Here is a 23,873-nt window from a genome sequence, read left to right on the forward strand (position 1 = left end):
GCTATGGTTTCTTTGCTATAATATTGCCCTATTTGTTAATGTGATTATATATTTACTATCAAGTATTTGATAAACAAGTAAATATTGATCCATCACTAACAGTAAGCTGTATAAGTATTGTCTATTATTTAAGTGAGCATTATGACCGTTTCTACATCTGATAATTCTACACTTAATGAGGTCAGCCCTGACAATAATACTGACCAAGCGCAATCACTACGTTACCCAGTCATCTGTATTGATGGACCGAGTGGTGCAGGTAAAGGTACAGTCACATGGCGTTTAGCCCAAGCATTGAATTATCAGCTGCTCGACTCAGGTGCTTTATACCGTATTGTAGGACTTAAAGCATTCGAAGCGGGATTAATTGCAGCAGATGCCAGTCAAGCCATCGATGAGGCAGCTGTATTAAAACTGACGCAGAGCTTAGAAATTGCATTTTTACCTAATAACCAGTCAGGGCGTATCGATATTCTTGTCAATGGTGAGGCTGTTGGTGAGCAAGTGCGTAATGAAACCGTTGGCGGTTATGCATCACAAATAGCTATATTTCCAAAAGTTCGCGAGGCATTGCTAAAATTACAACAGGATATGGCAACTCGCTCAGGATTGGTAGCGGATGGTCGTGATATGGGGACCGTTGTGTTTCCAGATGCTGATGTCAAAGTGTTTTTAACGGCCAGTGCTAAAGCGCGTGCGGAACGCCGTGTGGCACAGCTAAAAAATGCGGGGCAAGCGGCAGATTTTGACGCAATCTTAACCACGATTAAAGCCCGTGATGATCGTGATGAAAATCGTACAACGGCACCATCAAAGCCTGCAGCAGATGCCTTACTACTAGACAGCTCAACATTAGATGCTGATACGGTTTATGAGCAAGTTAAGCAACACTGTCAGATTAAAGGTATATTTTTTAATAGTTAATAAAAACAATATATTAAGCATTAAAAGCTTTGCTATCAGGTTGGGTTTTGGTATAAAATCGTACCTGCGAAAATTGATAGGGTTTTTAGGTAGCTTGAAAAAGATAGAGTTTGGCACTGTAAATATAAGTCTTTTAATGTAAGACTGTTGTTGTTAATGAGTTTGTCCTATAATGCGCTTATTAACAACAAACGTTTTTATATATGACTGCATGAGATATAAAACCAGTATTCTCGTTTTATGCAATCATAAATTTGATCCGTACTGTGCTGGACAGGATACGGCTATACAAAGGTAGACATAATGGAATCATTTGCTGAACTATTTGAAGCGAGCATCGAAGAAACAGGTCTGGATATTGAGCGTGGCTCGGTTATCACCGGTACTGTTGTAGCCATCGATAGCGACTGGATCACTGTTGATACTGGTCTGAAATCTGAAGGTATTGTCGCTCGTGAAGAGTTTTTAAGCGAAGAAGGCGAACTTGAAGTTGAAGTTGGCGATAGCGTTGATGTCGTGGTTGAAGCAGTTGATAATGGCATGGGTCAAACCTTGCTATCACGTGAAAAAGCCAAACGTGTTGAAACTTGGAACTTCCTTGAAAAAATTGCTGATAATGATGAAATCGTAAAAGGTATCATTTCAAGCAAAGTTAAAGGCGGTTTCACTGTAGATATCGGTTCAGTACGCGCATTCTTACCAGGTTCATTGGTAGATGTACGTCCTATCCGTGATACGACGCATCTTGAAGGCAAAGAGCTAGAATTCAAAGTTATCAAACTTGATCAAAAACGTAACAACGTTGTAGTTAGCCGTCGTGCAGTTATGGAAGCTGAAAATTCAGCTGAGCGCGAAGAGCTATTGAACAAGCTTGAAGAAGGCATCGAAATCGAAGGTATCGTTAAGAACCTTACTGATTACGGCGCATTCGTTGATCTTGGCGGTATTGATGGTCTATTGCACATCACTGATATGGCATGGCGCCGTATTAAGCACCCATCAGAAGTTGTTGAAGTTGGTCAAGACCTAAAAGTTAAAGTATTGAAGTTTGACCGTGAGCGCAATCGCGTTAGCCTAGGTCTAAAACAACTTGGTACTGATCCTTGGGATAACGTTGGCGGAACTTATCCAGTAGGTAGTGTTGTTAAAGCACGCGTAACAAACCTAACTGATTATGGTTGTTTTGCTGAGATTTCTGAAGGTATTGAAGGTCTAGTACACGTATCAGAAATGGATCATACCAACAAAAACATCCACCCATCAAAAGTTGTTCAAGTGGGCGATGAAGTTGAAGTAATGATTCTTGATATCGATGAAGAACGTCGTCGTATCAGCTTAGGTATCAAACAAACTCTTGCTAACCCATGGGATGAGTTTGATAAGAAACATGAGCGCGGTGATAAAATCACTGGTACGATCAAATCAATCACTGACTTCGGTATCTTTATCGGTCTAGACGGTGGTATTGATGGTCTTGTTCATCTATCTGATATCTCTTGGAACGAAACTGGCGAAGACGCTATCCGTAACTACAATAAAGGCGACACCGTTGAAGCAATGGTATTGTCAGTAGATGCAGAAGCTAACCGTATCAGCCTAGGCGTGAAGCAGTTAAGCTCTGATCCATTCAACGAATACCTAGTCAACAATGACCGTGGTGCTATCGTTAATGGTAAAGTAAAAGAAGTAGATGCTAAAGGTGCTACTATCGAACTTGCTGACGAAGTAGAAGCTTATCTACGTGCCTCTGAGATCCAACGTGACCGCGTTGAAGATGCAACTAAGCATCTAACTGTTGGTGATGACGTTGAAGCTAAAATCATTAGTGTTGATCGTAAAACACGCAACATCAACTTGTCTATCAAAGCGAAAGACGAAGCTGAAGAGCGTCAAGCGATTAAAGAACTAAGCAGCACAAGCACTACTGCTGCTGCTCCAGGAACTGACGCACAACCAAAAACTATTGGTGACTTGATCAAAGAGCAAATGCAGTAAGCTGCTAAGCTATTGATACAGAAGTAATAAAAAAAGCGACTCCGGTCGCTTTTTTTTATGAATAACGTTTAATATTATGATTGGTTAGTAAGATTTTTGCCTAATATGGACAAACTCTTATTTTCATTTATCGTGATATCCGTTATCATTTGCAGCATTGAGTAACAAGATGTGAGTGGCCACTTATTTAAATCGATAGTAGTGTATGGATAGTCCAGTTTTTATTCTGTTCATACTTCATAAATGTATAAGGTAAGACTCGATATCTCAGAACGTCACTATCGAGCTGACAAATGAATCATTTTTTGACTCACAATCATTTTATCCATTAATCAACAAGGCAAGCGTAATAATGCAGCAAGCAATTAACAAGTCTGAATTTATTAGTAATTTGAGTGCGAACTGTGACAATATGGCTGATACCGTGGTCGATGATGCAGTGCGTGAAATATTAAATTTGATGACCCATACTCTAGCCAATGATGGTCGAGTAGAGGTTCGAGGGTTTGGCAGTTTTTGTCTACATCATCGTCGTGCCCGTCTAGGACGTAACCCTAAGACAGGAGAGAGCGTGCCAGTACCTGCTAAAGCTATTCCACACTTTAAGCCTGGTAAAGCACTACGTGAAGCAGTTAATGATACTGTTGCAAACGGTTAATACTAATCATTGAGCAAAGCATTTTCTAAGAAATGCTTTGCTCTGTGCTTTTTTTGAAATTGTATCCTAAAAGTATAAATAACACACCAAATTGAGGTAACTGTCTCATGCGTTTTATATTATTTGTATTACTGTTTTTGAGCTTTGCTTATTCACTTGGTTTGGTGTTAACAAACAATACTGAAGTCGGTGTAAATCTATTATTTTCGCAAGCACCTACGATGAATTTAGGGTTACTACTGATACTTTGTTTGATGCTTGGTATTGTGATTGGTATTCTATTGGCATTGCTTATCTTCCGTGTCTTACAGAACAAATGGGAGATTTCTCGTTTGCATAAACTCAATAAGAATCTGAAAGAGCAAGTCGAACAAGCTAATATCGTGATTGATCGTCAAGCAAACGCGGCCACGCTAGATGAGTCTGGTTATGACTTTGCGACAACGAATACAGACGATATCATGGTCAATGATTCAGATGAAGGGTCTACGCTTGCTAAATCTAAGCGTGATTAACGATAAACAAGAAGTTTGCGGCTAAACTATTTACACTTCTTTCAGAACTCTGATATGGCAAAACTATGAATGATATAACTAAGTCTCCAGTCATCGTTGCTCTAGATAATATGACGATGGAGGCGTCTTTAGCACTGGCTGATCAATTGGATCCAGCATTGTGTCGCCTGAAAGTCGGCAAAGAGCTATTTACTCGTTGTGGTCCTGAGATTGTTAAATCACTACATCAGCGAAATTTTGATGTGTTTTTAGACTTGAAATTTCATGATATTCCCAATACTACTGCACAAGCCGTTTTGGCAGCGGCTGAGCTTGGCGTATGGATGGTAAACGTCCATGCCAGTGCAGGCCTTGAAGCCATGTCACTCGCAAAACAGCGGTTGCTAGATGGTGGCTACGAGACATTACTGATAGCAGTGACTGTTTTGACCTCTATGGACAACGAAGCATTGATGCAAACAGGCATTACTGATGGCTTAGATGCACAAGTGAGTCGATTGGCACAACTGACTAAGCAAGCTGGGCTTGATGGTGTGGTTTGCTCAGCACAAGAAGCCAAGGCCCTTAAAGCCTTATGTGGAGCAGACTTCAAACTAATAACTCCTGGTATTCGTTTGCTAGAAGACAATGCGGATGATCAAAAACGCATTTGTACACCGAAACAAGCATTAACGGATGGTTCAGACTATCTTGTTATTGGACGCTCCATCACTCAAGCAGAAAATCCTGCTGCTAAGTTGCAGTTGATACTTAAAGGCATCTGACGGTGAATAGCACAAAGTAACTCCAAGATATAAAAAAAGACAGCCTAACTCGCTGTCTTTTTACTTTTTGTTGGTAAGTAAAAAGGTGCTAAACTATTTGTGTTTACTTGATGATATTGGCATATATGAAATTACAAATTTTGAGTGACTTACATATTGACAGTTATGCTCGTCAGTCACATCCGATAGGACATATTCCTAAAACGAACGCAGATGTAGTATTAGTGGCGGGAGATACAGCAAACAGCGATAGCGGTATGCCATGGCTGCAAGAACAAGCTGCACGCTTACAAGTGCCACTCATTACTATTACGGGCAATCATGAATACTTTGGTGAAGATGTTCTGGGTTTTGATAAAAAAATAGCAACATGGGATAACTATGACGAAGTTTTAGCTCAAGGCCTGCGCGTACTGCAGTGTCAGTATGTTGATATTGGGGATGTCAGGATCTTAGGCTGTACTCTCTGGACCGATTACCAGTATCAAGCCAATGAAGATACCATGGTAGCAGTTAAGAAATTTATGCGTGATTACACCCAAATTTATGCAGGTGATGCATTATTTTCTCCTGAAATCTCCATGCAATTACATGCAAAACAACGTCAGTGGTTGAAACAGTCGCTCATAACTGCACAGCAATTGGGCAAAAGAGCAGTGGTAATGAGTCACCATAGTATCAGTCCTTTGTCTGTGTCTGAAAAATATGCGTCCTTACCCAGTAATGCGGCTTTTGTTAGTGATTTCTCGGCATGGATGCAAGAGCCATGGGCGCCTGAATTATGGGTGCATGGCCACACACACGAGGCTTTTGACTACCAGATTGATAAAACACGGGTCGTTGTTAATCCTCGTGCTTATCCAAACGAGGTGAGTAGTACGGCATTAGAGTTTGCATGGGATAGAGTCATTGATATCCATTAGCGTATGTTTATAAGGTGCTAGTTTGTAATTAAGTAATTAGGTGAAGACCTTAGATATCATCTAAGCTATGGATATTACAATTGTACGGATATTTTGTTCATTACTACCAAAAAATCTGCTACGCTTGCTACCATGAGCCAAAATACGAATAGCACACTCTCGCAACTCCCCGCTGAAAAGCTTATGAGTCACACTCGTAATGCGCCAGCGCCTTCGCACCTGCCTGACAGTATGATTCCCTCAGTCAGCTTATTGCCTGATAACAAGCGTTTGATTCTCTTTACTAGACACTCTCTACGTGAGCGTTCGGATGGTAATGGTTTTGCCAGTTATCAGTTACCACTGACGCCGAAAGGTCGTGTATTAGCAAAATCTTGGGGACGTTGGTTAGGAGGGAATCTACCATACTCACTCGATGTCGATAGTATCTCAAGCCCGATTGGTCGCTGCGTTGATACTGCTGCGTTGATGCAAGAAGGGGCTGGTTTAAAACGTGACATTTCGCACCAGTCATTATTGGTAGAGCCTGGTAGTTTAGTTACAGAGCCTGACATTGCCAACCCCATATTTAAAGAAGTGGGTGTGCTGAACTTTATTAATCGATTCTTAAAAGGCAATCTAGAAGGTACTAAAAATGCTTATCAAGGTGGTCTTGATATTTTGTCACTGTTTTATCAGAATCAACCACAGCACGGGCATTTAATGCTTGCGGTCAGTCATGATACCTTACTGTCTGCATTTTTAGCGGTGATGTTCGATGTCATTGAAATTGATTGGAATGATTGGCCAAAGATGATGGAAGGGGTGTTCTTATGGTTTGATGACAAACCTTTTGAGCAAGCAAGTGCCCATTTTGTTTGGCGCGGTGTGCTCTATACTCGTCCAATTCACACTCTATTAGAAGGCTACTGTGCAGCAGGACATCACCCAAGCAAATTGCTATTACCACCAGAAGCAAAATGGGAGTAATTTCTCTTTATAACACCAATTCCAAACAGTACGATTAGCGGCTTCGCACTTGTTTTCCTTACAACCGTTTTCCCTACAACTCTAATGTTGTGAATGGTATCAGTTTTTAGACACGCATAAAAAAACCTCATCACTAGGATAAGGTCTTTTTTATTACGCTATTACAGCGTAATAGGGTCTAAACGTGACAAATCTTAAGCTTGTAAGCTTTTGATTGTTTTGTTTAGGCGGCTCTTACGACGAGCAGCTTTATTCTTATGAATAATACCTTTGTCAGCCATACGATCAAGAACTGGTACCGCTTTTTTGTAAGCTTCGGTAGCCGCATCATAATCTTTAGCTGTGATAGCCGCATCAACACGTTTTAAGTAAGTACGAACCATAGAGCGTTGTGACGCAGAGTTCTGACGACGTTTGGTGTTTTGACGGGCGCGTTTACGAGCTTGTGCAGTATTAGCCACGCGTATCTCCTTGATAAAGACAGATAAAATATGAATGTTGGGTGTAAAAAAGTTTAACAATCACCGGTGACGAGCAGCCTCTCGTCAAACATGATATCGATGTCTAATATTAAAGTATCTAATATTAATAGTGCATCGCAATCGCCATAACTGTTTGGAATAATTAAACAGCGTTGACGTGTAAAGCCGGTTATCTTATCAAATTATTGCGCTTAGAACAATAAGTTTGATGATTAATAGTAAAAGAAGTTATGCTAGCATATGGATTATCGGTTTCTCTAGTGGCTATTAGGGTTCTGTAGCACATTTAGGCCTAAAAATATTAAGGTGGACTCGTAATTCCCGGCGGTTGATAACAACTTTTACAATATATTTTATAGAATACCGTCAGTTATGTATTAATTTAGGTATGATACTAAGGCAAGTCCTCACTCTGAGTATTACTTTTAAAATGGGGGCACCGCTTAAAGTGATGGACTTATAAAATACAAGATTTATCATCACTATAAAATTTTTAACACTATATAAATGGATAGGGTATGCAGCGAAAAGCAATTGTAATTGGTGCAACAGGGCTGGTAGGGCAGTATCTGGTTAAGCAACTTAGTGAGCTTTATGACACGTTAATTGTGATTGCAAGGCGTCCACCACGCTATATCAATGCCCGTATGCGTTTTTATCAGGTAAACGATTTTGACAACTTAACTGAAATATTTGCAAGCGTTGGTGCCGATCGTAAGACTGATGCGTTTAGTTGTCTTGGTACTACCAAAAAAGAGGCTGGTAGTGATGAAGCTTTTAGAAAAGTTGACCATGATTATAATGTGAGATTTGCTCAATTGTGCCAAGATAAAGGGGTTGAAAACTTCTTTTTATTGTCCTCCATGAATGCTGATATTCGCAGTCGTTTTTTATACAATCGAGTCAAAGCTGAGACTGAACAGTCTATTATATCATTGGGTTTTACACAGCTCGTAATTTTCCGTCCTTCATTGCTGCTCGGTAAGCATAAAGGTCGGCCACTTGAAAGTATTGGTCAAAAGGCTTTCAGGCTAATATCACCTTTTGTTTCAGAATCATTGTCACTACATCCTATTTCCGCTAAACGTGTTGCTAGTGCAATAGTAATGAGCGCGCATGATATCTACGAACGTAGTAAGTATCGTACTGGCCCTACGATCAAAACGACTGATATTATCGAAAATAAACAGATGCTTGCGATGACTAGCGTTAATAAATAGCCTAAGTAAAAAATGAAGTAAATATTTAAAAGTAGCACTGAATTACAAATAACAAGGAGTGTAACCATGCCAAACATGATGCCAGAATCACAAACAGTGAATAAAAGTAATTTTGTGACATGTGATTTATTAGACGCCAACCCTAAGTCGCAGGTCTGCTTGCCAAATATTGAAGGCAAGTCATTTTATAGTTTTGGTGGCAAGGACAAATTTTGCGGTGAAATTGTGACTGTTAAATGCTTTGAAGATAACAGTCGCGTGAAATCATTGTTAAATAGTGATGGCAGAGATAAAGATGGCAATGGCAAAATATTGGTCGTCGATGGTGGAGGTTCGATGCGCTGTGCACTGTTAGGTGACATGATTGCGCAGGCGGCAATCGATAACGGCTGGGCAGGTGTCATTGTATATGGCTGTGTGCGCGATGTGGATGATATGGCGGATATGGCTATTGGGATAAAAGCACTCGGTTGTATCCCGCGTAAATCGAACCGTCGTGACGAAGGGCAGACTGATATTGAAATTAGCTTTGGCGATTTAACCTTAACTTCAGGCATGTTTGTTTATGCAGACAATAACGGCATCATCGCTAGCGATAGGCCGTTAATTTAGAAAAAATATCTTTTATCATGAGTCTTAATGATGCGTAAAATGTGAAGTGACAAACCGTTACGGCATAAGTTTTGGTAATTGCGCAAATATTCGTATAATAGCTATCTGACTCTTAAATTTGATCCTATCCTTTATGCCTATCACTGCTTTGACTGACGCGTTTGACCCGATTAACCAGCAGCTATTTCCTATCCAAAATGCCCAGCGCCGTTGGTTAGCGCCTGTGCATGGAGCCGTCAGTAGTTTATGGCTGGCAAGTTTGATGCAGGCATCGATAGGGGATGTTGCTGACCGACTAAAAGTCGTGGTGACGCGAGACCAAAATCAGCTCAATCAGATAGAGACTGAGTTGGCATTTTGCGGGGTAGATGCTTATGTGTTTCCTGATTGGGAGACACTGACTTATGATGAGTTGTCACCACATCAAGACATTGTTAGTGAGCGCATCAACCTATTAACCGATATGCCAACATCAGGTGTATTGCTGATATCAGTACAAGCGTTGATGCATCGAGTGGCGCCACCTAGCTGGTTGATTGGTCAACATTTTGATTTGAGTGTGGGAGATCAGTTTGATATCAGTACCCAGCGCGGATTATTGGCAAAGGCAGGCTACCGAGCTGTTGATAATGTCTTTGAACCAGGTGAGTTTGCTGTGCGCGGTAGTATCATTGATATCTTTGCCATGGGTCAGCCGTTTCCGTTGCGTCTTGATTTATTCGATGATGAGATTGAGACGATTCGATTTTTTAACCCGCAGACTCAGCGTACATTAACCGTCGATGACCTCAAGTCAATGATGAGTGGTAATGATAGTAATATTGGTAAAGAGTCACTATCACTACTACATAAATTGCCAGACATCTCAAAACCCCTTCAGCAATTCCAAATATTACCCGCAAAAGAGTTCCCGCTCGATGAAGGGCGTGAGACTTTTCGTACCAATTTTGCCGCGATGTTCCCTAATAGCAGTAGTCGTAAGTTTGAACTACACAAAGATGTGATGGCAGGTATTGCTAGTAGTGGACTTGAATACTATCAACCATTGTTTTTTGACATAAAAGAGTGGGAAGCTGAAAGCAGCTTATTCTCTTATTTACCAAACGATGCCTTGTTTATCACCGATGAGTTGATAACTGAAAAACAAGCAGATTATTGGTCACAAATCCAGCGCCGCTATGAAGAGCGTCGCCATGATATTGATAAGCCAATCGTTGCTCCTGAGTTACTATACTTGTTATCCAATACCCTTAATGAGCAGCTTAATCACTACCCCCGTGTCATTTTAAGTGCTCGTGACGAGGTTGCGACGAATAAACAACAAGGTGTGGTCACCCTAACCGCCCAAGAACCGCCGCAGCTAGCAGTGAATCATCAAAAAGCTGAGCCGCTTACTGAGCTGTTAGGTTTCTTAGAGAGACAAGCACAAACGGCAACGCCAGTATTGATTGTTGCCGAAACAGCTGGTCGTCGTGAGATTCTAACTGAGCTGTTCAAAGGTAAAATCGATATTAAAGCCTATGATAGCTTTGAAGCTTTTCTAGTAGCAGACAAAACGAGTGGTGCTGGTCATAAAAAGTTACCACAGGTTGGTCTAACCGTTGCGCCTATTGAACGTGGGGTTTATGTCCCTGAGCGCCTAGTACTGATTAGTGAAACGCAACTATTTGGTCGTCAGGTACTGCAAACCCGGCGCCGTCGTCAAAGCGGCGTGTCAGAAGAATTTTTAGTAAAGAGTGTTACCGAAATAACAGCAGGCAGTCCTGTTGTTCATATTGAACACGGCGTTGGGCGTTATAATGGCTTGATTACGTTAGATGTGGGTGATGGCGATCAAGAGTTTATCCATCTTAAATATGACGATGATGCCAGCATTTATGTGCCAGTGGCTAACTTGCAAATGATTAGCCGTTATAGCGGCGGCGATCCAGCACTTGCACCGCTGCATAAGATTGGTAGTGGTAAATGGGACAAAGCTAAGCAAAAAGCATTGGAGCAAATTCATGATGTCGCAGCTGAATTGCTTAATATGCAAGCAAGGCGCGAAGCCAAAGTGGGTATTCATTTTAAAATAGATGCTTCACAATATGATCTATTTGCCAGTCAGTTTGCGTTTGAAGAAACACCTGACCAAGCAAATGCTATCCATGCAGTGATCGAAGACATGAGACAAAATCAGCCGATGGATCGTCTTATCTGCGGCGATGTTGGTTTCGGTAAAACAGAAGTTGCTATGCGCGCCGCTTTTATTGCGGTGAGTGCAGGCTATCAAGTGGCTGTATTGGTGCCGACTACATTGCTGGCAGGTCAACATGAAGACAATTTCCGTGATCGCTTTGCGGACTGGCCAATACGTATCGAAACACTATCACGATTTGGTGGCAAAAAGCATCAAGATACGGTTTTAGCGGATTTAGCAGAGGGTAAAGTTGATATCGTTATTGGTACCCATAAGTTATTGCAACCTGATGTAAAATTTTCTAATTTAGGTCTCATGATTGTCGATGAAGAACATCGCTTTGGTGTGCGTCATAAAGAGCGTATTAAGGCCATTCAGACCGATGTCGATAGCTTGTCTATGACGGCAACTCCTATCCCTAGAACGCTTAATATGGCGTTGTCAGGCATGCGTGATATGTCGATTATCGCAACACCACCAGCACGCCGTCTGGCGATTAAAACCTTTGTCATGCAAAAGACAGAAGCCTTGATGAAAGAAGCTATCTTGCGTGAGTTGTTGCGCGGTGGACAGGTTTATCTATTACATAATGATGTAGCGAGCATTGAGCGCATGGCAGAGACCATTCGTGAGTTGGTTCCTGAAGCACGAGTAGGTGTTGCACATGGACAGATGCAAGAGCGTCAACTTGAACAAGTGATGCAGCAGTTCTATCACAAAAAATTTAATGTGCTGGTATGCTCGACCATTATCGAAACGGGTATTGATGTGCCCAACTCTAATACTATTATTATTGAGCGTGCTGATAAATTTGGTCTGGCTCAGTTGCATCAGCTACGTGGCCGTGTTGGTCGTAGTCATCACCAGGCTTATTGTTATTTACTTGTGCCTTCTATTAAAGGTCTAAAAGGCGATGCTAAACGCCGATTACATGCGATTGAACGTGCCAACACATTGGGCGCAGGGTTTATGCTGGCAAGTGAGGATTTAGAGATTCGCGGGGCAGGTGAGATACTCGGTAAGCAGCAAAGTGGAAATATGCAAGTGATTGGCTTTAGCTTATATATGGATATGCTAGAGCGTGCGACAAAGGCGATAAAAGCAGGCAAAGAGCCTGATTTGAGTACGCCATTATCACTCACCAGTGAGATTAATCTACACAGCTCTGCACTGATACCAGAAGAATACTTACATGATGTGCATCAACGTTTGTTATTTTATAAACGCATCAGTAATGCCGATGATAAAGAGGCGCTGACGGATATTCGGACTGAAATGATTGACCGTTTTGGTATGCTACCAGATCAAACCAAGCAACTGTTCGCCATTCATGGCCTGCGTTTACAAGCAGAACCACTGAAAATTAATAAAATTGATGCGAATAGCAATAGCATGACACTAGAGTTTGCGCCTGATACGCCCGTTGATGCCTTAGCTATCATTAAATTAATTCAGACAGATGGTCAGCGTTATCGAATGAACGGTGCGTCTGGCATTCGTTATCAACATGCCGATAAACTCGAAACACCACAACAGCGTGTGACAGTGATTCAAGAATTATTACGCTATTTTAGCGAGCATATGGTGGCAGAGCCTGTCTAGTTATGTATATGCGTAACAGTATGCGAGTGATGGCGCTATTTTATCGGATAGATAACTGATAAAATAGAAAGATTAAATCTTTCTACGCTTTTATTTAAGCTTCATAACAAGAGAACCGTTATTATGTTCCAACTTCATCATAAACTTGCTGCTGACAGTTTTTTAGTAGGTGATTTTCCATTATCAACTTGTCGTCTGATCAATGATTGTCAGTTTCCTTGGTTGATATTGGTCCCCCGTGTATCAGGTATCAAAGAATTGTATGAACTAACTGAAGCAGACCAAGCGCAATTTTTACGTGAGTCGAGCTGGTTGTCAAGCCAACTTGCCAAGACCTTTCAAGCAGATAAGATGAATGTGGCAGCATTGGGTAATCAAGTGCCGCAGCTACATTTTCATCATATCGTTCGCTATCAAAATGATATGCAATGGCCCAATCCTGTATGGGGTGTTCCCGCTGTTCCTTATACTAAAGAAGTATTGGCGCAGATGCAGCAGACTCTAATGATGGCACTACGTGGCCACCACCAAATGCCGTTTGATTGGCAAATGTAGTTCAGTTATTTCTTAAATGAGGGTCTTTCTAATTACACAGACCCTTTTAGTCCGTCACTGAATATTTATTATCATTTAAGTATAAAAAAGCTAGATATTTATTATCTGGCTTTTCTATTGTCAGTATAGATAATGAATATTATAATTTTATTAATATGACTTTTAAGGCAAGATGAGTGACAAGTGGTAGGCTTTTAGCCATCAATGACATAGTTTTTATCATATTTGAAAAGTATAATAATACGTTGACTAAGTGTTTTTACATCCAAATAACTATAAAGGTGAGTCCTGCATTTCCATTATCTCTCGATTATCCTCATGCCTTCTCGGCTTTCTGATCGTCTGTTCTTCTTAAGCGAATATTTAATATGCCTTTTCTAGATACGCCAACACCGAATCGTCCATTAAAAAATAAAGTGGCCTATCGATTTGACTATCCAGAAGTCTTCGTTTTGATAATGACTGTTGTGTTTCTTGCTTGGCATTTTGATTTCAGAGCCACGGCAATGGCATTGGTTGTTGTTGTTGTCCTGCCTAGTTTACTGATTTTGATTTACAACTACCGTCGCCAAGCCAGCTTTTGGACGTCTAATATTGTTATTATTTTATTGTCTTCAGTTATTGGGTCGATACAGTTTTGTGCAGTAATATCTATTAGCTTAATTGCACTAATAATCTTACGTATTATTCTCAGTGGCCGTGAAAACCGATTTAAGCTGATAATTATAGCGATAGCTGCCATCATCATTTTTTATTATGTCAGCGTGACATTGAATGGTACAGGTGTAGACTGTAAAGAAGGCTGGCTGTCGCCTTTGGTCTTATTGGCGAGTATGGTTGTTATTCTATGGCAGTTCAGGCATATTTATCAAGGATATATTGATTATGAAGTACGTGCTAATCAGGCAACTGGACGATCGACTACGATGGTTTCAGTCATTAATAAGCTAACACGTTTTATTCCACCGCAGATTTGGGAGCCGATTGTACAGTCTGATGTTCCCGTGGCTGTCTCTAATAAACGTGCTAAGCTGACTATTATGTTCTCAGATATCGTTGGTTTTACGGAATTGTCTGACAGTCTGAGTTCTGATAATTTGGCTGATATTTTAAATACTTATATGCATTGTATGACTATGATTGCCAATAAGCATGGAGCAGTGCTTGATAAGTTCATTGGTGATGGTATGGTATGCTTTTTTGGTGAGCCTAATAGCCAAGGTGCGCGGCAAGATGCCTTGGACTGTATTGCCATGGCGATAGACATGCGTCGTGAAATGCGAACGTTAAGACAGAAGTGGCGTCTGATGGGTTTTGAGGGTTTGTATATACGTATGGGTATTACCACAGGGTATTGTCATGTGGGTAATTTTGGCAGTAAGAACCGGCTCAGCTATACCTTAATCGGTAAGGAAGCCAATCTGGCCGCAAGGTTAGAGTCGAGTGCTGGGAAGGATGAGATATTGATCAGCGAAAGTACGTACGACTATATTTGTCATAATTATGAGTGTCAGCATGCAGGGGCATTTCAGCTAAAAGGATTTGATAGTAAAGTACATGCATGGCGAGTGTTTGATCCTGATATTGATAAAGTCCATCTGTCAAAGTGGGTTGATTACACACTACCTGGATTTAATTTACATTTAAATTTTAAAGACATGGATTATAACGATTATCAAGATATTAGAACACGACTAAACTTTGCATTAGAGCGTATTGAACAAGAGAAAGAAAAAGCGGTCACTGATAATGTTGCAGAGGACAAACACAATGACATTAATCGTCATTAGACTTTTAGGAAATAGTAGCCAAAGCCAAAAGTATTATTTAAGTGGCTGATACGTAAGTAGTCTTTCAAACGAAGTGCAAAAAAGCCAACTACCATGATGATAGTTGGCTTTTTAATCTGATAGTAAAGAAGTGCATTATTAATGCGTGCCTAATGGTTTTCTTTAGCGTGGTTTAGCGTATATTTAGGTACTTCGATGGTTAAGTCTTCATCATCGAGTATTACCTGACAAGATAAGCGTGAATCAGGTTCTAATCCCCAAGCACGGTCTAACAAATCCGCTTCGATATCATCCATCTCTTCTAGACTATTAAAGCCTTTACGTACGACCACATGACAGGTTGTGCAGGCTTTTGACATCTCACAGGCATGTTCAATTTTAATGCCTTTTTCTACTAATGCTTTGCACAGGTTGCTTCCTGCCTCTAGTTCGACTTCGGCGCCGTCAGGGCAAATTTCGTGATGGGGTAGTACAGTAATTTTTGGCATAAATCGTCTTTCCGAGGCTAATCAATTTAAAGAAATAAAAAGTGTAATAGTTGTGTTTAGTATCATTGAACAGCTATATTTTTAAATATATGTATTACTGGGTGTATCTGTCTACCAATCTTGGGCACTAGTGCCAGCCATACTGGTTTTAACGCTTTGATTCATGATACGGGATGCAAAATTATCACTATGAGGCTTAAGCTGTGCCTGTTGTGTTTCAATAACAGCTAGATCATCAGTGCCTAGCGCTGTTTTTAACACTTGTATTTTCTCAGACAATGCATTTTGTTCTTCAGGAGATAGTAATGCTGCAAACTCGTGAAGTGCAGACTCTAGCGCAAGTACTTCGCGTTCAGCTTCTACTTTGGTCTCAATTAAAGAGCGTGCATTTTTATCTTCTTCGGCATACTTAAAGCCAGCAATCAATAACTGCTCTTTCTGTTCGTCTGATAAACCATAAGAAGGTACAATCTCAATTTTACTTTCTGTTTTGGTTGTCGTTTCTTGTGCACTGACAGTTAGCTGACCATTTGCATCAATACTAAAAGTGACTTCAATACGAGCAAATCCAGCTTTCATTGTTGGAATACCATACAGCTCAAATCGGCCAAGTGAGCGGCAATTATCTACGGTTTCGCGCTCGCCCTGTACTATATGAATCACCATACCTGTCTGACCATCTTGATACGTGGTAAATACTTGACGTTTTTTAACAGGAATAGGGGTATTGCGGGGTATCAGTACTTCCACTAGGCCACCCATGGTTTCAAGACCAAGCGAGAGAGGTGTCACGTCTAACAACAGTAGGTTGTTGTCACCATCGCCATTAACCAATTGGTGTGCAGTTTGTGCGGCGCCTAGGGCGACTACTTCATCTGGATTAAGACGGCATAAGGGCTGTTTGGCAAAAAAATCAGTCACGACTTGCTGAATAGCGGGCATACGAGTAGAGCCGCCAACTAAGATAACTTCATCCAAATCAGTATTAGAGAGTTTGGCATCACGCAGTACTTGCTCGCAAACGCTTAACGTACGGCGGCTAACAGGCTCTATAATAGTCAGTAAATCTACACGGCTCAATACACCTTGATAAGACTGATTATTGACTGTGATGTCGATATCGACTTGTTCACTATCCGTCAGTGCCTGTTTATAAGCTTTGGCTTGTTGCGCCAATATTGACTTATCATGAAGACTTACCTTTTTAGGGTCGATATTCAATTGCTTAATAAGCCAGTTGGTTATGAGACGATCGATATCATCACCGCCTAATGCACTGTTACCACCAGTGGCCAATACTTCAAAGACACCATCTGTCAATTTTAAGATAGAAACATCAAACGTACCGCCACCCAAATCGTAAATTAAATAATAGCTTTCTTTTTCGCTTGCTTCTGCAGATTGATCAAGACCATAAGCAACGGCAGCAGCGGTGGGTTCGTTTAATAAACGTAAAACTTTGATGCCAGCTGCTTGAGCTGCATCTTTAGTCGCTTGACGTTGGGCTTCATCAAAGTAAGCAGGTACGGTAATAACAGCACCTTCGATACTATCTGCAGGCAATGCACTCGCTGCACGTTGTTCAAGAGTGGCTAATATATGGGCTGATACTTCCACAGGAGATACTTCGCCTTGAGCAGTCACAAATGTAGGCATATCATCCGTGCTGCCACTTAACTCATAAGGATGAGAAAATTTGATGTCAGCTTGGCTACGACCCATAAAGCGTTTAGCCGAGACGATTGTATTTTTTGGATCATCTGCTAAATGGGCTAGGGCATCATAGCCAACTAATGGCTTACCTGTGCTTGGATAGTAGACAACAGATGGTAATAATGTATCTGTCGCTACGCCTGCCTCTAAAACTTGTGCCTTACCTGAACGTACCACAGCGACCAATGATCGTGTGGTACCAAGATCGATACCTATACCAAAACGATGCTGGTGAGGTTGGGCGCTTTGATTGGGTTCAGCAATTTGCAATAAAGACATAAAATAACTCAGAGATAAAATGAATAAGTGAAATGGAGTCAGTGCAGCGTATGTATGCACTAGGGTAGTCCAATGACTATAATCAACGCATGTGTAACTTGGTACGGTTTCAATCTCATTTATTGTACAGCCATATCCTCTGTGTTTGGTTGTTTTGTATCAACCTTACATTGCTTCGACTATAGTTAGTCTACTCTGCAAATAGAAAAGAGTAACGGCTCACAGTTCTGAGATAAGAGATTGCTACTGCTATTTTAGCCAAATATTTAGAAATCGGTATTCGACTCTAGTTTATGGATAAGAGGCGCAACTTGCAGATAGCTAAACATATAAGTCATCATCGTCTTGATGCTCTGCTGTTGCTACTTCATCAAGAGCAGTAGTGACATCAGCATCTAGCTTTACTAAGAACTTTAGTTTTTGTGTTGCATCAATCGCCGTATTCCAGCTTTGTGTCTGGTAAGCGTCATTAAATCGTTGCGACTGGTTAGCTAAGCGCTCTGTAATTTGCGGATGTAACTGCTGTAAAGTTAGACGATTTTTATCTTCGGTGGCTTCATCTAAGTCCATACGCATTTCCATAGCGTCTTCTAAGAAGTCTAAGTCTGCGATTGAATGTTCTAGATTTTGAGCTTGATTTGCTATGTCTAATAGATAACTCGCACGACTATCAGGTGAGCTTAGTGTTTGATAAGCTTGATTGATCAGTGCTGAATATTTTTCAGACTTTAGCTGTGCTTGGATAATATTTGTCTGATTTTTGGCGACATTATCAGGGTGATAACGTTTTTGTAGCAGGCGTAAATGTTGATCGAGACTGTCTTGATTAACTTCAAACTGTACTGGCTGCTCAAATAAGGCAAAGAAGTTATCAAACTGTGTTTCTGGTGTAATGTCTGTCATATCATACGCCTTGCTTTTTTATTTGTTTAAAAAGGTCTGTTTGGCTGATGTTTTATAACTGAGTTTACGATGTAAACTGTTTGCCGTTATTTGGGCATCAATATTGGAAGATATAAACCATTAGACCGTGAACGATTCACCACAACCACATTCGCCTTTTTGGTTAGGGTTACTGAATTTAAAGCCTTCGTTAAGACCTTCTTTTTCGTAGTCCATCAGCAAACCATCTAAATATACTAAGCTTTTAGGATCAATAAAGATGCTAACACCACGGCTTTCATAGCGTGTGTCATTTTCGTCAGGTGTGTCTACAAATTCTAAGACATAAGCCAACCCAGAGCATCCTGCTGTACGAATACCCACTCGAATGCCTTCGCCTTTACCGCGATTGTCCAAAAAGTCTCGAACATGCTGAGCGGCGCGTTCTGTCATTTCTATCATGCCAACTCCCATTGACTATTAATCATAAATATCAAAATATGTGTACACTGGCAATCAAAATCATGAGTTTGCCAAAGTAATATGCTAGCGACTATCAAGAAATTCAAGTAGAAAATAAAAGGTGACAATTACATAAGTGTCATTGTCACCTCTTTAGCGTCAGTAGCTGTTTTTAACGTATTACTGCTACCGTACGTGGCCAATCTAGCACCACATACAGACTAGTAGGTTCAGCTTAGATAGTAGCTTCTTCGGTTACTACTGCTGCGCCATGCTTACCTTGATAGTCGCTAATAGCGGCTTTAATAGCATCTTCTGCAAGTACAGAACAATGTACTTTTACTGGTGGTAGTGCCAATTCTTCAGCAATGTGACTATTCTTGATTTCACCAGCTTGATCCAGGCTTTTGCCTTTGAGCCACTCGGTAACAAGTGAGCTTGAAGCAATGGCTGAACCGCAGCCGTAAGTTTTGAAGCGAGCATCTTCAATGATACCGTTATCATCGACTTGAATTTGTAAGCGCATTACATCACCACAGGCTGGGGCACCAACCATACCAGTACCAACGTTTTTAGCGTTTTTGTCAAGGTTGCCAACGTTGCGTGGATTTTCGTAATGATCAATAACTTGGTCGCTATAGGCCATGGGGTTTTCTCCTAGTTAGATAATGAGCAGTGCTAATTGCTTTAAGGTGCTCCACTCATTGGTAATTGGGGTCAAACACTTAATTTTAATTGTCTGATCAATCGTTTAATGGTTATTATTAGATAACCATATCGTTGTTTGCGGTGGCTTTAGTGTTCAGCCCATTCCACTGAATTTAAATCAACACCTTCTTGGTACATATCCCAAAGTGGTGATAAGGCACGTAATTTATCAACGGCTTCGTGCATCTGTTTGATAACAGTATCGATGTCTTCATCAGTCGTATAACGGCCAAAGCTAAAGCGAATAGAGCTATGTGCCAATTCGTCTGGACGACCAATAGCACGTAGTACATATGATGGCTCAAGCGTCGCTGATGTACAGGCTGATCCTGAAGATACAGCGAGGTCTTTAAGTGACATCATGAGCGACTCACCTTCAACAAAGTTGAAGCTGATATTTACAATATTAGGTACGCTATTTTCAAGATCACCATTCAAGTAAATCTCTTCGATGTCTTGTAGGCCATCCCAAAGTCGTTGACGTAATTCAGCTGCGTGTGCATGGTCTTCTTCATAGCGCTCATTGGCTAAAGCAAATGCTGCTCCTAAACCAACGATCTGATGCGTTGGCAAAGTACCTGAACGCATACCACGCTCATGACCACCACCATGTTGCTCTGCTTTCAAACGAATACGTGGCTTGCGACGAACAAATAATGCGCCAATACCTTTAGGGCCGTATGCTTTATGGCCTGAAAAGCTCATTAAATCCACTTTCATCTCTTCAAGATTAACAGATATTTTGCCTACAGATTGTGCGCCATCGACATGGAATACGACACCAGCTTCACGAGTGATTTCACCAATTGCGGCAACATCAGTAATTGTACCAAGCTCGTTGTTTACCATCATCAACGACACTAGAATGGTATCATCGCGTAATGCTGCTTTCACTTGCTCTGGCAAAATAAGACCAGTGCTTGGCTGTGGCTCAAGATAAGTAATCTCAAAACCTTCTTGCTCAAGCTCACGGCAAGTATCTAGTACTGCTTTATGTTCAATTTTGCTGGTGATGATGTGCTTACCACGAGACTGATAAAAGTGTGCAGCGCCTTTAATAGCTAGGTTGTCAGATTCAGTTGCACCTGAAGTAAAAACGATTTCGCGTGGATCGGCATGGATAACTTCAGCCACTTGCTGACGCGCCGTTTCTACTGCTTCTTCTGCTTGCCAGCCATAGCCATGCGAGCGTGAGGCCGGGTTGCCAAAGACACCATCTACAGTCAAATACTCGCTCATTTTGGCAGCAACTGACTTAGCAACTGGTGTAGTGGCGGCATAATCTAAGTATATAAGGTTGTTATGTTGGCTCATGCTGGGTTTGCCTCGCTGTTCGATAGAGTAATAGTATTTATATCTTTTATGGAAATCTCTTTAGTAGAGCTATGCTGGCGTTCTGAGACCGACTGCACATTTTCCATGTCTAATAATTGTGCTAATGTTATATTATTCAAGTACTGTTCGATATGATTGGACAGTGCACACCACAAATCATGGGTTAGGCACATTGTACCACCTTGACAATCACCGCGTCCTTCACACTGCATCGCATTAACTGACTCATCGACGGCTGATATGATGCTCATGACATCTATTTCATGTAATGGCTTGGCTAAATAGTAACCACCTGCGGCACCACGAATACTGGTAACAAGTCCACGTTTGCGAAGTTTGGAGAATAGTTGTTCAAGGTAAGAGATAGAAATCGATTGCCGTTGAGCGATATCAGATAAAGATACTGCGTTTTCTTGTTGGCTAGTTTGTAATGCCAAATCTAGTAACGCAGTAACGGCATATCTGCCTCGAGTAGTCAAACGCATGTGTTATCTCCAAACTTTTACATTATTTTTATTTAACAACGATCTTAGCGGAATGATATTTGTCATAACTTATATCAATGTATAAGTTGCTGATATAAATTCTGAATAGCTAAGTTGTGTCTTATCGCTATTAAACAACAGATGGTTAACCCGATGTGTGCAACGATTAAGGTAATTATACTTAATCCTGAGTAAATTAGTCAAGATTAAAATGTGGTTGAATGGTTAATCAATCTTATTACTATGATTGATAAAAACAATGGTGATTGATAAAAACAATGGTCGGAGAGGAGGGTGGAAATCAGGTTGTGCGTAGTAAAGGTCAACCCATTTAAATGACCATTGGCTGAATCAAAGGTAGGTTGAACATTGTTATCAATGTTAAATAAAGGAGGCACCCATACAACCATGTGATACTGGCATACATCTTCCTTGCTATGACTGCGGAAACAAAGCCTACGCAAAATGCACCCAGTGTTGCTGTATTTTTTTTATAGTGAGTCAAATATATGATGACTGAATATGCACCATGTTTCACTCATAAAAAAGCCATAGCGTCGGGTTAAGTGAGCTAAATCAGCTAATCAATAATGCAGTGATTGCGATAATCATGATAATAAGTGCAGCGATGGTTACGATAATAAGTGTTTTTTGCTTGCTTTGTAATTCTTTGGTCGTGGTTTCAAGCTCACGATTTTTCATGGTTAGGGTATTGATTTGGGTTTGTTGTTCTTTAATACGTAATTTGTAGTTTTCCTTTTTTTCTTCGGTTTCAGCTTCGGTAGGTTTAGACTTACCTTTGCCGCCTTTAAATTTCTTAACCAAACCTTGAATCAAGCTGGCAACTCCGAGCTGCATAATGAACTGTTTAACCAGCTGTACTTGCACGGATTCCCCGCGCATTTGTAATTTTTCAGTGGTTTCACTGTCGTGTGTGGTAATGGCATTGATGACCTGGATACTATAGGCATTGATGACGACATCAGGCTCACTGCGTCCCACTGGTAACTGCGCATCTAATAACACGCCTTTGGTACTAAAAGTAGCAAAAATTTCAGCATGAGGTAAATATAAGCGTAGTGCGACGACAGTACCCTGCTTAGCAAGGGGATAAGCGGCTTTACGTAGTTCAGGATCTAAACGTAACAATAATGTCAACGCCGACTCGGTGAACATCAGAACGATATTAGAAAAAGAGTGAGACAACGTAGAACGCTTCATGTAGATAGTCCGTTTTTGTATGTATTGCATTAAAAATTAGAGATAAACAAGCGTCACAACACATCTGAAATATATCGTTCGACTGTCAATGTGCAGTGATATTTTGCCTATAGTAACGTCTTTATAATAAAAAGTAACGCTAGTTTCTGTCAGTGCTTAAGTTATTACTTTACAATTTACAAGTCAACAAAGACACTGGTATTTATGACTGATAATGTATTAGTATTAGCTGCTAAGTCTTTGACTCGAGAGGACGGCATATAGTCAGCTATTTCAAAGACAACCAAGTCTCTCTAATATTAAGCATTGATAGAGCAATTGCAGATACTTTGCGTAACATTGAGTGTCAAATACGTAGTACAGTAGACAAAAATATGTAAAATCGCTTGCGCTCCTTATGCTGCCTTGATATAAAGACGATAACAAAGCGAGACCTGTTAGTACGTTAATCAGGCGGTTTTTATTGCTTAAATGCTATGAGAGCGTTAAAATGCTTGGCGTGAGCGTTTATTATCCCCCTTAAACTTGAAGGAAATTTTATGAATAAGTCAGAATTAATCGATAGCATCGCAGACAAAAGTGGTCTAAATAAAACCCAAGCTGGTGATGCATTGAATGCTGTTATGGAAAGTGTTGGTGAAGCGCTAGAAGCTGGCGATAGCATCTCATTAGTTGGTTTTGGTACTTTTAGTGTAAAAGACCGTAAAGCCCGTACTGGCCGTAACCCTAAGACTGGTGAAGAGCTTAGCATTCCAGCAAGCAAAGTACCAAGCTTCAAAGCTGGCAAAAACTTAAAAGAGCGCTTGAACTAAGCCGTTTTATTATAAGCAGACATTGTATGATGACGTGATATACGACAAAGTAAGGTCTGTAAATAGTGAAATAATAGATGATGTATCGTATCGCTTTAAGCTATAATATACATTGTCAAAAAGCACCTAATATCTAGGTGCTTTTTTTATTGCGATAGTTTGTAGCATGCAGCGTGAATATTTTGAGTCTGCATCAAAAATCACGTATCATAGGGCGCGCGCGATAGATGCGTTGTTTAGATGAGGTAACTTTGATTCGCCTTGTTTTTTATATCAAATGCACGCGTTCCTACCATTGCC

At 40.7% G+C, this 23,873-nt stretch carries 22 protein-coding genes; 13 read left to right on the plus strand and 9 right to left on the minus strand.

What is annotated here, in order from left to right; genetic code table 11:
* The first annotated feature begins 141 nt into the window (after positions 1–141).
* The 7 genes from cmk (at position 142) to ACT3QP_RS03165 (ending at position 6,748) form a co-directional block, all read left to right on the plus strand.
* A complete protein-coding gene (cmk, locus tag ACT3QP_RS03135; RefSeq protein ID WP_444524448.1) occupies positions 142–924 on the plus strand; it encodes a (d)CMP kinase in 783 nt (260 codons plus the stop codon).
* A gap of 303 nt (positions 925–1,227) precedes the next feature.
* Positions 1,228–2,919: a 30S ribosomal protein S1 gene (gene rpsA, locus ACT3QP_RS03140; RefSeq protein ID WP_442069650.1), complete on the plus strand. Its 1,692-nt coding sequence runs from the start codon at positions 1,228–1,230 to the stop codon at positions 2,917–2,919.
* 352 nt (positions 2,920–3,271) lie between these two features.
* Positions 3,272–3,577, plus strand: a complete 306-nt coding sequence (locus ACT3QP_RS03145) for an integration host factor subunit beta (RefSeq protein WP_192518417.1) — start codon at positions 3,272–3,274, stop codon at positions 3,575–3,577.
* 107 nt (positions 3,578–3,684) lie between these two features.
* A complete protein-coding gene (locus ACT3QP_RS03150; RefSeq protein WP_192518418.1) occupies positions 3,685–4,092 on the plus strand; it encodes a lipopolysaccharide assembly protein LapA domain-containing protein in 408 nt (135 codons plus the stop codon).
* 65 nt (positions 4,093–4,157) lie between these two features.
* Positions 4,158–4,856 carry an orotidine-5'-phosphate decarboxylase gene (gene pyrF / locus ACT3QP_RS03155; protein WP_192518419.1) on the plus strand — a complete coding sequence of 233 codons (699 nt, stop codon included), beginning with the start codon at positions 4,158–4,160 and terminating at the stop codon, positions 4,854–4,856.
* A gap of 125 nt (positions 4,857–4,981) precedes the next feature.
* On the plus strand, positions 4,982–5,779 hold the full coding sequence (locus ACT3QP_RS03160; protein ID WP_225739073.1) for a metallophosphoesterase: 798 nt from the start codon (positions 4,982–4,984) through the stop codon (positions 5,777–5,779).
* A 132-nt stretch (positions 5,780–5,911) separates the two neighbouring features.
* Positions 5,912–6,748: a histidine phosphatase family protein gene (locus ACT3QP_RS03165; protein ID WP_192518421.1), complete on the plus strand. Its 837-nt coding sequence runs from the start codon at positions 5,912–5,914 to the stop codon at positions 6,746–6,748.
* Positions 6,749–6,942: 194 nt separating this feature from the next.
* Here the strand turns inward: ACT3QP_RS03165 and rpsT are convergent, their stop codons facing one another.
* The gene (gene rpsT / locus ACT3QP_RS03170) at positions 6,943–7,209 is read right to left on the minus strand and encodes a 30S ribosomal protein S20 (protein WP_192518422.1); all 267 of its coding nucleotides are present in this window, start codon (positions 7,207–7,209) and stop codon (positions 6,943–6,945) included.
* Positions 7,210–7,748: 539 nt separating this feature from the next.
* Here rpsT and ACT3QP_RS03175 point away from each other — a divergent pair.
* From ACT3QP_RS03175 to ACT3QP_RS03195, 5 genes are all read left to right on the plus strand, one after another.
* A complete protein-coding gene (locus tag ACT3QP_RS03175) occupies positions 7,749–8,450 on the plus strand; it encodes an NAD-dependent epimerase/dehydratase family protein (RefSeq protein ID WP_192518423.1) in 702 nt (233 codons plus the stop codon).
* Between the two features lie 78 nt (positions 8,451–8,528).
* Positions 8,529–9,062 carry a ribonuclease E activity regulator RraA gene (gene rraA / locus ACT3QP_RS03180; RefSeq protein WP_192518446.1) on the plus strand — a complete coding sequence of 178 codons (534 nt, stop codon included), beginning with the start codon at positions 8,529–8,531 and terminating at the stop codon, positions 9,060–9,062.
* Between the two features lie 133 nt (positions 9,063–9,195).
* A complete protein-coding gene (gene mfd, locus ACT3QP_RS03185; protein ID WP_192518424.1) occupies positions 9,196–12,843 on the plus strand; it encodes a transcription-repair coupling factor in 3,648 nt (1,215 codons plus the stop codon).
* Positions 12,844–12,966: 123 nt separating this feature from the next.
* Positions 12,967–13,398: an HIT domain-containing protein gene (locus ACT3QP_RS03190; RefSeq protein ID WP_192518425.1), complete on the plus strand. Its 432-nt coding sequence runs from the start codon at positions 12,967–12,969 to the stop codon at positions 13,396–13,398.
* A gap of 368 nt (positions 13,399–13,766) precedes the next feature.
* Positions 13,767–15,188 carry an adenylate/guanylate cyclase domain-containing protein gene (locus ACT3QP_RS03195; RefSeq protein ID WP_444524449.1) on the plus strand — a complete coding sequence of 474 codons (1,422 nt, stop codon included), beginning with the start codon at positions 13,767–13,769 and terminating at the stop codon, positions 15,186–15,188.
* A gap of 149 nt (positions 15,189–15,337) precedes the next feature.
* On the opposite strand, the gene fdx is transcribed toward ACT3QP_RS03195, so the two are convergent.
* The 8 genes from fdx to ACT3QP_RS03235 form a co-directional block, all read right to left on the minus strand.
* The gene (gene fdx, locus ACT3QP_RS03200) at positions 15,338–15,676 is read right to left on the minus strand and encodes an ISC system 2Fe-2S type ferredoxin (protein WP_192518427.1); all 339 of its coding nucleotides are present in this window, start codon (positions 15,674–15,676) and stop codon (positions 15,338–15,340) included.
* Positions 15,677–15,787: 111 nt separating this feature from the next.
* Positions 15,788–17,668 (minus strand): Fe-S protein assembly chaperone HscA, encoded by a 1,881-nt coding sequence (gene hscA, locus ACT3QP_RS03205; protein WP_444524450.1) that lies wholly within the window; start codon positions 17,666–17,668, stop codon positions 15,788–15,790.
* Between the two features lie 321 nt (positions 17,669–17,989).
* Positions 17,990–18,571, minus strand: coding sequence for a Fe-S protein assembly co-chaperone HscB (hscB, locus tag ACT3QP_RS03210; RefSeq protein ID WP_192518429.1), 582 nt, complete (start codon positions 18,569–18,571; stop codon positions 17,990–17,992).
* 120 nt (positions 18,572–18,691) lie between these two features.
* A complete protein-coding gene (iscA, locus tag ACT3QP_RS03215) occupies positions 18,692–19,012 on the minus strand; it encodes an iron-sulfur cluster assembly protein IscA (protein WP_192518430.1) in 321 nt (106 codons plus the stop codon).
* A gap of 235 nt (positions 19,013–19,247) precedes the next feature.
* Positions 19,248–19,658 (minus strand): Fe-S cluster assembly scaffold IscU, encoded by a 411-nt coding sequence (iscU, locus tag ACT3QP_RS03220; protein WP_192518431.1) that lies wholly within the window; start codon positions 19,656–19,658, stop codon positions 19,248–19,250.
* 149 nt (positions 19,659–19,807) lie between these two features.
* The gene (locus tag ACT3QP_RS03225) at positions 19,808–21,034 is read right to left on the minus strand and encodes an IscS subfamily cysteine desulfurase (RefSeq protein ID WP_192518432.1); all 1,227 of its coding nucleotides are present in this window, start codon (positions 21,032–21,034) and stop codon (positions 19,808–19,810) included.
* Entirely contained in the window at positions 21,031–21,540 is a 510-nt protein-coding gene (locus tag ACT3QP_RS03230) for an Rrf2 family transcriptional regulator (RefSeq protein WP_192518433.1), read from the minus strand. The genes ACT3QP_RS03225 and ACT3QP_RS03230 overlap by 4 nt, the downstream gene beginning before the upstream one ends.
* Positions 21,541–22,116: 576 nt before the next feature.
* A complete protein-coding gene (locus ACT3QP_RS03235) occupies positions 22,117–22,761 on the minus strand; it encodes a hypothetical protein (protein ID WP_444524451.1) in 645 nt (214 codons plus the stop codon).
* A gap of 539 nt (positions 22,762–23,300) precedes the next feature.
* On the opposite strand from ACT3QP_RS03235, the gene ACT3QP_RS03240 reads away from it, so the two are divergent.
* A complete protein-coding gene (locus ACT3QP_RS03240; protein WP_045445077.1) occupies positions 23,301–23,573 on the plus strand; it encodes an HU family DNA-binding protein in 273 nt (90 codons plus the stop codon).
* The last annotated feature ends 300 nt before the right edge of the window (positions 23,574–23,873 follow it).

This window comes from Psychrobacter sp. AOP7-B1-24 (assembly GCF_052376215.1).
In the GTDB taxonomy this organism is placed as follows: Bacteria; Pseudomonadota; Gammaproteobacteria; order Pseudomonadales; family Moraxellaceae; genus Psychrobacter.